An 11,684-nucleotide genomic window follows, 5' to 3' on the forward strand; every position below is an offset into this window, starting at 1 on the left:
AATATATTAAAATGGGCCTGCAAGTTAGTTACAGGCCCATCGATTATTTTAGAATCTCAATAAAGCATTCATTTTTGATTTCTTTTGCGGCATGAACTCATGTTCCACTAGATAGACTTTTCCACCCATTTCAATCGTTTTTTTGGCAGCGAGGTTCAATAAAGATATGCTTCCATTCTTTCTGTCCTCTGAAAATTCCACCTTCATTTCATCTTCTTTATAATCTCCCCAGATCTCAGCCCGGTTTTCAATAAATAAAGTATCTATTTTTCCTTGATAAACAGCAGGAATGATATCGCTCACTGCAGAAGTGGTATTTTCGGTTTGACTTAGCTCTTTATACTTTTCGATCTTTTCATTCCTGTTCTCATTTAGATAAGGCTCCACCACTTCCATTGCTTTTTGATGTATGCCTAAGAGATCAGAGTCATTCGGGTTTCCGGGAATTACTTCGTCCATCAAGTGATTGTAAGTGTTCGCATCTTTATAAATTGGAAACAGGTAATCCTGACAATAAACTACCAATGGTAATTTTTCCCGGGTTAGATAGTCTTTCAACCCTTGGTCTACTGCTCTGAAGAACTGTTTGATCTCCGTTTTTTCATCACGCTCACTTCCTCCATGTCCATGAAACTGGGTCTTATCTCCGCCTTCTCCCTGAGTCCTGAACTGCAAGGCTTTTTCTTTAAAATCGAAACCAACCCTTTCTTCCAGTCGGGAAGGGGTGAGGTCATCAATTTCAACAGGTGCTATGCTATATTTTGAAGCTTCAAAGAGACTTACTTTTTCAAGTTGAATAGCAAGAATATTGAACTTCCCGTCGCCTGTCATTGCCGGAACTAGAGGTTTTACGTAAAACTCCTCTGAAATATAGTGGTAAGCTTCAAAATTCACTGGTAAAGTATAGCTTTCAAAAAAATCTGGAGAAGCAAAAATGGCCAGACCATCAGACTGATGTCTCCAAAAGTCCCGGTCTTCCAGAAGTTCCTGGATAGGTTTCCCTATTTTTTCTATAACGCTTTCTTCAACATTATCTTCTTTTAGTTTTTTACGGATCTGTACCCATTCACAATGTAAATGCTTTTTATTTTTTTCCTCGAGTACTTCTTTCCCGGCCCGCTGTGTAGGTATAAATATGGAAACACAAGTGTCACTCTTTATATTGGCCAGTTTTTTGAATTCTTGTTCATTAATCATCGACATATCTAATATATTTTTCGGTTAATTTAACCTATAAGATACGCCTTACCAGAGCCACATCAAAGCCCTAAGCCGCTGTGTTGTGCTAAATATTTCTTAATAATTATCAAAGTTTATTTAAACGAAACTGAATGGTTCTACAGTTCGTCGTCTGGTTCCACGTGAATTAAAACATCTGCAACCTGTGGTAGTTTTTCCAGGATACCGTCTTTTACTCTATGTGCGATATCATGCCCTGTTTTTACACTTATTTTAGCATCTACCGCTATATGAAGGTCTACGTGATAGGTCATTCCGGTCTTTCTAATGAAGCATTTTTCGGTATCCACAACTCCGTCAATTTTCTGGGCAATTTCCCTGATCTCTAATTCAACATCATCATATCTATGCTCATCCATCACTTCACCTAGAGCCGGTCTTAAGATGAGATAAGCATTAAAAAGGATAAATCCTGAAGCGAACAAAGCAGCCCAGTCGTCTGCATTTTCATAACCCTTGCCCAAAAAGAGCGCAATAGAAATCCCGATAAATGCCATTAGGGAAGTTATAGCATCGCTGCGATGATGCCAGGCATCTGCCTTTAAGGCTGAACTATTAATTTCGGTTCCCTTTTTTGAAACGAACCGGTATGAAATTTCCTTGATCAGGATAATTACCATAAGAACTACCAGGGTATACGGTTCCGGAACTTCATGAGGTGTTTGTATATTCTCAATACTTTCATAAGCAATTACAGTAGCAGAAACTATTAGAAATCCTACCACCATGAAGGTAATAAGTGGCTCGGCTTTTCCATGGCCATAGGGATGATTCTCATCAGCAGGTTTGTTGGCATATCTCAAACCGAGAAGAACCAGCAAAGAAGAAAAAACATCGGTAGTAGATTCTATTGCATCTGCGATAAGCGCATAGGAATTTCCAAAAATACCGGTTACTGCCTTAGCAATTGCTAAAAGGGCATTTCCTGCAATACTAAAATAGGAGGCTTTAACCGCTTCCCGGTAACCCGGCTGCATAACGTAGTTTTTTGGAGATTACAAAATTAAAATAATAAGTTACTTCAGCTGATTATAAATGAGTAAAATTCCGCTAACGACCATAAAAAGTATGAGCAGTTTACGGAAAGTACTACTCTTCATTTTTGAGAGGAATTTTTTTCCTAGAATGTTACCAGCCACTGTTCCAAGCCCAAGAGCAATACCGTAGATCCATAGATCTCCATGTAACAATCCAAAGAATGTATAACTTCCAATTTGGGCGATCCCTAGAAAAAATGAATTTACTGTCTTGGTCGCGATCAATTCTTCTTTGTCTAATCCAAGATTAAGGTAAAAGGGATTCAAAATTGGACCAAGGGCACCTATGATGGTTCCTAAAACAGAAACAATAAATCCAAGAGGAATAAAATACCAAAGTTTTACCGGGAATGACTTTTCCTTTTTACCAAATCGATATTGAAATACAGTACTTATTAGAAATAAACCGACCAGGATCTGTAACCAGTAAGAATCTACTCTAGTAAAGAACCATCCGGCTAAAAAGGCTCCTAGCAAGGCGGCCGGTACATAATACCAGAAAACGTTCCAGTTAATATATTTCCAGAATAGAATAAGTCTGGCAGGTCTCCCAATAAAAGTTCCCAGGTTTAAAACAGGTGCGGTTTTAGAAGTGCCCAGCATGAAATTTAAAAGAGGAACCAGTATCAATGCACCACCTCCACCGGAAACTGTAGAAATGGTAAAAGCAATTAATCCTGCAAAAAAGAGTACTATTAAATATAAAATATTGATCTCCTGGAATAGTTCCACCATTATTGATTCAGTATTTAATTTATTCCAACAATTTTACTTCGTCTTTCAAAAATGAGTGTATCTCGCCAAATTCCATCCAATTGCGCGATCTTTTCTCTACGACCAAGGAGGTTGAATCCGAACTTAGTATGCAGCCTGATGGTGGCTTGATTCTCTGGAAATACGCTGGAGAACAATGTCCAGATTTTATTTTCTTCTGAAGATCTGATCAACTCCTGCATTAATTTAGAACCAATTCCTTTACCTGAATGAGCAGGATGTATATATATACTTACTTCTGCCACGCCTTTGTAAACTTCCCGTTTAGAAAAGGGAGCCAGGGCAGCCCATCCTAGAATCTGGTCTTCTTCAACCATGGCCAATCTGGAATGCAGATGATGTTTATTATCCCATTCTTCCCAGGTTGGCACTTTGGTTTCGAAAGTCGCATTACGCGTTTCCAGCCCCAGCTCATAGATATGGAGGATCTCCGTGGCATCGGTAGATGTTATTGCTCTAATCATTTACCACCAAACTATAAAAAATCTGTGAATTGAATTTTCTGTTTTCATCCAAACCAAGAGAGCTTTCTTTTTTTCAAATAATTGCTGAATACTATCAAGTAAATCATCATAGCTGTACCATTCAGAATTAATTGAAGGATCACAGCTCCAGTTTCTTTTTCCTGGGCTAAAAAACAAATTTTGTTTCCACCCCGAATTTTTGAAATCTTCTAAGGTTAACCAGTTTCCGGTTAAACAATCGGGATTTATGAGGCCAGATTGGTGATATTCTGAATTTCTAGGTAGGTAAAGCTGGGCTTTAAAGCAAAGCTGCTGTTCTATTTCAACAGAATTTAAATTCAAATCATCAAGATAAGAAAGCGCTTCCTGGCTATAGAGCAAGGGAAACTGCCTTGAATTTAATTTTTGCAATTTTTCAGAAAAACTATCTCTTCTATTCGGGCCGATCCATTTATTTTTTTCAGGAGAAAGTTCCGGATCATAAACATAAAGTTTATAGACCAGCTCAATATGCAAAGGCTTTAATCTTTCATTATCAAAAACCAGGAAATCCAATTCGCCAATTGTTCTTTTTTCGTTTATGATCTGGATATTCGAAGCGATCAATTCATACTTGCTGCTATTCCTAATGGCTATCTCAAAGAAACTTTCCATTCGTTTTCCCAGAACTGAATTTCGGGGATGATCTAGATCATTAAGATCATTCAATAGTGAATCTGTAATATTGATCTCAGGAAATTTAAAGGATTTTATTGTTCCATCATTGGAAAGGAAAATATCCCTGGTGTTGAGAAAACCTTTGAACTGGTCAAGAATATTTTGATCTTTCAAATTTCAATATTTTATTCTTCTTCAATAAATTCAGAAAAATCAACCCTATAAATTCTGCTTAGGCCATTTTCATAGGAATTTATAATGTTGATAAGCTCGGAATAATCCTGATCCTTCTCTTTTTCAAGAGCAGATCTTCTACTGGTAAAGTATAGGATGCCGGTAGTGGTATCTACAAAAGGACTATAATCCATTTGGTCTGAATTTATTCCTTTTCCAAGGTTCTTAGCTTTAGACCACTTCCCGTCCTTTGATCTAGTACTTATATACATATCGCCACTCCCTAAACCGTCTTCCCGGTTATAACCAGAGAAAATAAGGTAACTTTCATCTGGAGCAATGTATGAGTTAAATTCATATCCCTTCGTATTTATGGCGTCATCAAGAACCGTTGGATCAGCATATGAATTGTTAATGAACTGACTATAGAAAATGTCATCTTCAGATTTATTATCCGGGTTGGGCCTGGTGAAATATAAATTTCCGGAATTAGTGACAGAGGGATAAAACTCATCTGCTTTCGTATTGATAGGTTTACCTAAATTAATCGGTGCAGACCATTCATCATCAATTTTATTTCTTTCAACATACCAGATATCAAAATCCTTATTTTTTGTTGCTGAATCTGAGACAGGGCGGTTCGAGACGAAAAATAATTTCAATCCATTTGGGGAGAGCATAGGCTCAAGGTCCTTATATTTTCCGCTGAAATCAACGATAACTCTATCATTCCATTCATTGTTATTCCTCCTGGCTCTAACGATTACAGAGATATTTTCATTCATGCTCTGTAAAGTGAAGTAAGCTTCGTTTTCATAAACGGTAAAATCCCTGGTTTTTAATAATTCCTGAAAGTCTTTGAAGACCGGTTCAGTTTTAAGTAAATTCTGAGAAATACCTATGGAAGAGATAAAGCATAGGACAAGAGATAGATAATTTCTCATAGATCATTTTTTGATGGGAATCCAGATCTTTTCTTTTGAATCAGGATTTTCAGGACCTTTGTATTCTTCGCCCAGAACTTCAAAATGTGGTCTGTTGTCCAGGGTATATTCAGAAGCTGGTATCCATTCGTCGAATATGAATTTCGCCGTTTCAGCAAATTCCTTGGAGGTCCCTTCATGGGTGAAAACGGCATATAATCCACCGGGAAGTTTTAGTCCCTTCATATTTTCCTGAAGATCTGAATAATCTTCTACCTCAAGAGCAGCCCATTTTTCATAGACCGATTGAGAATTGAATTGTCCAGACATGAATCCTTCATCATACACCTGAACAGAAAAGAGATCATCGCTTTTAGCGTTAGTGATGTTCTTTTTGTACTTCATGAACCTTTTCCAGAGAAGAGCTGTTTTGTCATCTGCCAGACTGGTGTGAAGGCTAATGCCTACCAGCTTTTTCGGTTCCATTTCTACTATTTCAGGATCTTTCATTTTGATTTTATTTATTTTTTCAGGTTTATTTTGAAGTTTTCAGGAGGAGTAGCACCTCTTAGTTTCTCTACAAAATAGTCCCATCTTCTTCGCATAATATAATAGAAATCATCACCATAACTATGTCGTGCATGTGGCAGAATGATAAGGTCAAAATCCTTATTGGCTTTAATAAGTGCATCCACCACCAGGTAAGTGTGATAAGGTGGTACGTTATCATCCATCGCTCCATGAATCAGCATTAATTCACCTTCTAAATTATCAGCATATTGTGCGTTAGCATCATAAATATAAGCAGAAGTGCTGTCTGGATCTTTTCCCATAAGTCCAATATACCTTTCTCCCCAGTCATCTTCATAATTTCTATTATCGTGGTTACCAGATTCGGCAATACCGACCTTATAAAAATCGGGATATTTAAACATGGCAGCTACCGTGGCGGAACCTCCACCGGAATGACCCCAAACACCAATTTCCGTGGTATCTAAATAGGCATATTTCTCAGCAAGTTGTTTTATTCCACTTATCTGGTCTGGCAAAGTATTTTCTGAAAGACTTCCATAACAGGCATCGTGGAAAGATTTCTCTCTACCTGGGTTACAGGTTCCTTCCAAAACGATGACTATAAAACCGAGCTCTGCCAGGGCCTGATGGTCCCTTCTGGAGGCCTTAAATGACCAGCCACGAATACTTCCTCCTTGTGGTCCAGGGTAGATATAATTTACTATCGGATACTTTTTAGTTTTATCAAGGTGTGTAGGAGTAAACATGAGTCCGTAAAGATCCCATTCCCCATTCGCAGATTTTACAGAAAATTCTTCTGGGGCCTTCCAGCCATTTTCTATTAATGCCTGAATATCTTCTTTCTCGAGTTCTTTAATGATCTTTCCATTGCTTTTCCTTAGAACCGCAATATTTGGTTGAGTAGGAGTGGAGTAATTATCCACAAAATATTGATGATCTGGAGACCAATTGATAGAATGGGTTCCGGTTTCAGGAGTCAGACTTTTTAAGTTCTTTCCTGAAAGATCTATTTTATAGAGATAACTGAAATATGGGTTCTCCTCCTTGTTCTTTCCATTTGCTAAAAAATATATCTCGTTTTCTTCTTCATCCACATAAGATAATTTGGTGACTACAAAATCACCACTAGTGATCTGGTTTTTCAATTTGCCAGTTTCAGCATCATACAGATACAGATGGCCATAATCATCTCTTTCTGAATACCAGATGATCTCATTCGAATCATCCAGATAACGCCAGTTGATCTCCCCGCGACCAGATTCATATTGTGTATCTACTTTTTCTTCAAAAATGTCCTTTACTTCACCGGTAGTGGCATCTGCCATTCTGAGTTTTGCCGATTTATGATCTCTGGAAGTAGATACAAAATACAATCTCGAGGAATCCTCACTCCATTCATTATCATCGTAGCTTCCGGAACAGCTAATATTATCGCAAAGCGTTCCTCTGCGTGGATCAGGTTCCATCTTTAGGTTAATGACCTCCTGATTCTCTGTATCAACGATTACCCTTTCTATTTGTATCGCTTTTTCATCTTCCGGAAGGGGATATTTCCATTTTTGCAATTTAGGCGCGCCAATATTTGTAGTGACTAGATACATATCGCTCACATGTCTTTGATCCTGGCGGTAGGTAGCAATTTTTTTAGAATCTGGTGACCATAACAGAATTGCCTTATCACTTTTTTTCCATCCGGCATTATCGGTGGCATAACCGTAATTCTCTATTCCATTTCTGGTAAGCTGGGTTTCCTTGCCTGTTTCAAGATTTCTCATCCATAGATTCCAGTCTTTAATATAAGCCACTTTCTTACCATTGGGCGAAACCATTTCTGAACTAGTATATAATTTTTCATCCGACTTTTTCTGAAGTTTAGTATTGCTCAGTAATTTATCTAATGATGAGGCAGTTTGTTTTTCACCATTCCTGACATTAACCAGTACATATTCTTCTCCATTCACGGTAGAAACCTGGTACCAGAAGTTCTCACTATCCAGCCAGGTGGGACTAACGTGCTTTCTATAGACCAGGGCATCTGTATTCTCACTAAGAAACTGTACAGCCCTTTCGTAATCTTCACTGGTTACCTGATCTTTTCCTGATTGTGAAACAGCGGTAAGACTTATAAGAGCAGTCAGGAAAAATAATAGTAGGGACTTTTTCATTAGGATCGTTATTTGATTTAGCAAGATAAAAAATATAAAGGGCATTCATTAAGACCTTGCAAACAGATTCCAGGATCAGTCAAGATCGTAACAATCCATCCATACTCCGGTATTTCCTTCTAATCTTTCTTTAATCGGCGTGTCGTATGTAATTAGTAGTTTGCCATCTGGTAGAAAAGCCATTCCTTCCGCTTTATCTGCTCCATGTTCTAGCTCAGCACCCCTGGCAACATCAAACAATCTTTCGGGATCATGGATCACGCTTCCTTTTTCATCTGGCAGACCGCCCTTGATCTTATAAATACTAATGGTCCCATCAAGATCCATAGTAGGGCCAGCCAAAAGGTAAAGATCTCCAGTTTTGGTAATATTGAGTTCTCTTATCCCCATTCCATTGAGATCCAGAAAATGCTTTCGATATAGCTTTTCCTCATCAGGTTTCTTTGAAAGAAGGAGTTCCCCGTCAAATTCCTTACAGCCTATTTCAAGGATCACGGCATATCCATTCAATACTGGACCTCTTAGACCTATAAAGATCCTATTTTCAAAAACTGCCAGGCCTTCAATGTCGAAGCCATTATCTTTACAAGGGATTCTCATAAACTTTTCGAGATGTTCATCTGTCATAAGTGCATTATGCAATTCGGTGCTCTTTGTGCCGCCCCTAAGCATTAGCGGCCTTATCTTCCTGCCTTTATAATCGGATTCTTTCAGTAATTCATAAGTACCATTCTTATTAATACAGGGTATGCATCCAAGACTGAACCTGTTCTCATCTATGGCGATCTCACTTAATTGCATAAGTTGTTTATCCAGGGATTCGTCTGACGATGGCGAATTTCTTTTGAGACTCATACTTCCGCAGAACCAAAGATATGGTTCCTGATAGGCGAGTGCTTCCATGTCTGCTTCCCCATTGCTAGAGGGAAGGTCAAAAAAATCAAAAAGGTCATAATGCTTATGATAACCATAACCATTTTCTGTTCTGGTGAGGCGTTCAATTCCGGCATCTTCATCATAGCTTAACCAAAGATTGTTATCTGTAGCAAGACTACTGGAAATCTCAGTCCTTAGATCTTCCATATTTGAAAAACCTTCCTCAAATTTTAGAAGGCATTTATGGGCTACTTTTTTCTGACTTGGCTTCATGCGCGGAATATTTTCTTCAATCTACCCAGATAAAAGCAATAAAAAAAGGCTCTTTTTAAAGAGCCTTCATAAATTAACTATAATTTATAATTCCACGGCATGAGCCATCTCTTGTTCATTCTTTATCCTAATTGGGATAGCTAATCTCAAAGTCTGAAAGATGACGCAACTATTCTCAGTTGCTTTTAGCAAAATCGGTAATTTATTATCATCATTGTCAGTTTTGACTTTTATGGTTAGGTCCATAGACTGGAAGGCAACCGGCACCGTTTTGTCCATCATCAAAGTTCCCCTTACATCTACATGAGCCTCGGCCTTGACGAAGGTATAGGTTAGTTTTACGCCAATTCTTTCTGCGATCATTCTAAGAGTACTTTCAAAACAGGAAGCCAGGGTAGCACATAACATATCCCCGGGATTGGGAAGATCGTGGTAACCACCTAGGGCCCGGTGAACCCCAATACCAACAGATGTTTGTAATTCTTCATTAATCTTTACTTCCGTATGAAAAGGTTTGTCAAGGTTTTTTCCTTCAACAAAAGCTACATCTGTGATCCAGGCTTTTTCAGGAGATTCTACATAATTTTCAATTAGGGGTAATTGTCTTTGTTTTACTATCGAATTTGTTTTCATGACTTTGATTTTTAGCTAAAAAAGACCAGTCTTTTTAGCGATTATCTATAGTCAAATTTATGAACGGTTAGGGGGAAGCTATTTTCTCTTAAGTTCAATTTATTTTCTCTAGGGGTCTTTTGGATCACTAATGGATATTTTCTAATCTGAATTCTCTCGGAGTCGATTTATATTTTCTTTTAAAAGCTTCATTAAAATGTGACGGATTCTTAAATCCGCTCTCAAAGCAAATCTCATTTATATTAAGATTTGTACCCACGATAAGGCTTTTCGCCCTTTGCAACCTTTTTTCCAGGATCCATTTACCGGGAGTGGTATTGAATTCATTTTTAAAATCCCTTTTAAATGTGGAGACACTTCGTCCGCTGAGCCTGGCAAAATCCTCTATTTTAAGATCATACTGAAAGTTTTTGAGCATGATATTTTCAAGATTCGATCCGGCCTGTTCTTTCAGGGAAATGAAATAATTGATAAGGGCAGAGTTCTTAGGGTTTAGAACAATATTATAAAGAAGTTCCCTGAATTTTATTTCAACAAGATTTCGGGGTATATCTTCGCCAGACTTGAAATAATTAAAAATGCTGAAAACCAAAGACTGAAAGGTTTCGGTAGTTTCTATAGGGTAAACCTGGTTAAAGGAATTTTTGGGGATAAATTTTGTGAGGTTAAGATCCGGATTATTTAATATGAATTCTTTTATAAAACTATCCTGCATAAAAAAGAGGATAACGCAATACTCCACATCAAGATATTGTTTAGTGGTATAAACACCTTTCTTAATAAATAAGGCATCACCAGTTTCAATATGGTAAATATCCCCGGCAGATATCCAGTCCTTTTTTCCGCTTATTACAAAAGTTATAAGGTTAGACTCGGTCCAGAACTGGTAGTCTTCCACTTCTAGCGGACATTTATATTCAACAATAAGGTATTGTTCTCCTATAAGTTTATGGAATCCCGGTCTTTTCTTGAAATAGTTATAAATGTCTACGATCATCTGGAGCGATTCAGAAACTATCATCTACTCAATATAAATTTAGTGATTTTGGGATTAATTATAAGAATATTAATCTCTTATGAAATGACTTGCTACAGTACTTTAGGTTTGCAGATTATTATGAATATCTTTGGCCAAAATCCAAGATTTGTTCCGAAAGCGATTCTATTATTTTATTAAGATTCAGTATTTAGGTTACCGTTTGCATGGTTGGCAAAAACAACCAGATGTAAAAACCGTGGAAGGTTTGATCACTAAAACATTGAGATGGGTCATGCCCGATGCGAAATGTAAAATTCTTGGGACTAGCAGGACAGATGCCATGGTTTCTGCAGAAGAATCTGCTTTTGAATTATTCCTTGATCATGAACCTCTTGCAGACCTGGATGAATTTCTGAAAGATTTCAACAAAAACCTTCCCCAGGATATTAGGGCATTAAGTATAGAAGAAGTAGATGAAAAGTTCAATATCATCCAGCATTCCAAAACCAAGGAATACGCCTATTTGTTTAGCGTAGGGGACAAATTTCATCCTTTTTGCGCTCCCTTTATGGCAAATTTCCAGGAAGATCTGGATATTGAAAAAATGAAGGAAGCCGCAAGCTTATTCCAGGGAAAACATAATTTTAAAAACTATTGCGTTCGGGTTTCAGATAAGAGCACTTTTGAGAGAGAGATGATCAAATCTGAACTGGTAGAGAATACTGAGTATACCGCCAATTTCTTCCCGGAGCGTTCCTATATTTTCCATATTCATGCCTCCGGATTTTTGCGTCACCAGGTTAGGCTCATGATGGGCAGCCTCGTGCTGGTAGGCAGGGGAGAGTTAAGCCTTGAGGACATCAGTAATAGTCTTAAACCTGATAGTCCCGAATTACAAATGGACTATATTGCCCCGGCTTCCGGATTAATATTAAATAAAATCGAATTCGATTGAC

Annotated in this window: 12 protein-coding genes; 1 reads left to right on the plus strand and 11 read right to left on the minus strand. The window is 37.8% G+C overall.

Translation table 11 applies throughout. The annotated features are described in order from the left end of the window. Window positions 1–48: 48 nt before the first annotated feature. The 11 genes from G3I01_RS12780 to G3I01_RS12830 form a co-directional block, all read right to left on the minus strand. The gene (locus G3I01_RS12780) at window positions 49–1,203 is read right to left on the minus strand and encodes a hypothetical protein (RefSeq protein WP_219548478.1); all 1,155 of its coding nucleotides are present in this window, start codon (window positions 1,201–1,203) and stop codon (window positions 49–51) included. 134 nt (window positions 1,204–1,337) lie between these two features. Continuing rightward, window positions 1,338–2,216 (minus strand): cation diffusion facilitator family transporter, encoded by an 879-nt coding sequence (locus G3I01_RS12785; RefSeq protein ID WP_219548480.1) that lies wholly within the window; start codon window positions 2,214–2,216, stop codon window positions 1,338–1,340. 39 nt (window positions 2,217–2,255) lie between these two features. Next, entirely contained in the window at window positions 2,256–3,011 is a 756-nt protein-coding gene (locus G3I01_RS12790) for a sulfite exporter TauE/SafE family protein (RefSeq protein WP_219548482.1), read from the minus strand. A 14-nt stretch (window positions 3,012–3,025) separates the two neighbouring features. Next, window positions 3,026–3,514: a GNAT family N-acetyltransferase gene (locus tag G3I01_RS12795; RefSeq protein WP_219548484.1), complete on the minus strand. Its 489-nt coding sequence runs from the start codon at window positions 3,512–3,514 to the stop codon at window positions 3,026–3,028. After that, the gene (locus G3I01_RS12800; protein WP_219548486.1) at window positions 3,515–4,345 is read right to left on the minus strand and encodes a DUF1853 family protein; all 831 of its coding nucleotides are present in this window, start codon (window positions 4,343–4,345) and stop codon (window positions 3,515–3,517) included. It lies immediately after the preceding gene. 11 nt (window positions 4,346–4,356) lie between these two features. After that, window positions 4,357–5,289, minus strand: a complete 933-nt coding sequence (locus tag G3I01_RS12805) for a hypothetical protein (protein WP_219548488.1) — start codon at window positions 5,287–5,289, stop codon at window positions 4,357–4,359. A 3-nt stretch (window positions 5,290–5,292) separates the two neighbouring features. Further along, window positions 5,293–5,778 (minus strand): GyrI-like domain-containing protein, encoded by a 486-nt coding sequence (locus G3I01_RS12810; protein ID WP_219548490.1) that lies wholly within the window; start codon window positions 5,776–5,778, stop codon window positions 5,293–5,295. An 11-nt stretch (window positions 5,779–5,789) separates the two neighbouring features. Then, on the minus strand, window positions 5,790–7,967 hold the full coding sequence (locus tag G3I01_RS12815; RefSeq protein WP_219548492.1) for a DPP IV N-terminal domain-containing protein: 2,178 nt from the start codon (window positions 7,965–7,967) through the stop codon (window positions 5,790–5,792). A gap of 75 nt (window positions 7,968–8,042) precedes the next feature. After that, on the minus strand, window positions 8,043–9,116 hold the full coding sequence (locus tag G3I01_RS12820; RefSeq protein WP_219548494.1) for a DUF3616 domain-containing protein: 1,074 nt from the start codon (window positions 9,114–9,116) through the stop codon (window positions 8,043–8,045). Between the two features lie 84 nt (window positions 9,117–9,200). Then, complete coding sequence (locus tag G3I01_RS12825) at window positions 9,201–9,749, minus strand: OsmC family protein (protein WP_219548496.1); 549 nt, start codon at window positions 9,747–9,749, stop codon at window positions 9,201–9,203. A gap of 127 nt (window positions 9,750–9,876) precedes the next feature. Further along, complete coding sequence (locus G3I01_RS12830; RefSeq protein ID WP_257710589.1) at window positions 9,877–10,746, minus strand: AraC family transcriptional regulator; 870 nt, start codon at window positions 10,744–10,746, stop codon at window positions 9,877–9,879. A gap of 148 nt (window positions 10,747–10,894) precedes the next feature. Between G3I01_RS12830 and truA the strand changes: the two genes are divergently transcribed. Further along, window positions 10,895–11,683 (plus strand): tRNA pseudouridine(38-40) synthase TruA, encoded by a 789-nt coding sequence (truA, locus tag G3I01_RS12835; RefSeq protein WP_219548498.1) that lies wholly within the window; start codon window positions 10,895–10,897, stop codon window positions 11,681–11,683. Window position 11,684: the final 1 nt, after the last annotated feature.

Source organism: Gramella sp. MT6 (assembly GCF_019357415.1).
Taxonomy (GTDB): domain Bacteria; phylum Bacteroidota; class Bacteroidia; order Flavobacteriales; family Flavobacteriaceae; genus Christiangramia.

Bases quoted from the DNA above. Each gene is read 5' to 3' on its own strand.
- G3I01_RS12810 (WP_219548490.1), bottom strand. From the start codon at position 5,778: ATGAAAGATCCTGAAATAGTAGAAATGGAACCGAAAAAGCTGGTAGGC.
- G3I01_RS12815 (WP_219548492.1), bottom strand. From the start codon at position 7,967: ATGAAAAAGTCCCTACTATTATTTTTCCTGACTGCTCTTATAAGTCTT.
- G3I01_RS12785 (WP_219548480.1), bottom strand. From the start codon at position 2,216: ATGCAGCCGGGTTACCGGGAAGCGGTTAAAGCCTCCTATTTTAGTATT.
- G3I01_RS12790 (WP_219548482.1), bottom strand. From the start codon at position 3,011: ATGGTGGAACTATTCCAGGAGATCAATATTTTATATTTAATAGTACTC.
- G3I01_RS12825 (WP_219548496.1), bottom strand. From the start codon at position 9,749: ATGAAAACAAATTCGATAGTAAAACAAAGACAATTACCCCTAATTGAA.
- G3I01_RS12795 (WP_219548484.1), bottom strand. From the start codon at position 3,514: ATGATTAGAGCAATAACATCTACCGATGCCACGGAGATCCTCCATATC.
- G3I01_RS12830 (WP_257710589.1), bottom strand. From the start codon at position 10,746: ATGATCGTAGACATTTATAACTATTTCAAGAAAAGACCGGGATTCCAT.
- G3I01_RS12820 (WP_219548494.1), bottom strand. From the start codon at position 9,116: ATGAAGCCAAGTCAGAAAAAAGTAGCCCATAAATGCCTTCTAAAATTT.
- G3I01_RS12780 (WP_219548478.1), bottom strand. From the start codon at position 1,203: ATGTCGATGATTAATGAACAAGAATTCAAAAAACTGGCCAATATAAAG.
- G3I01_RS12805 (WP_219548488.1), bottom strand. From the start codon at position 5,289: ATGAGAAATTATCTATCTCTTGTCCTATGCTTTATCTCTTCCATAGGT.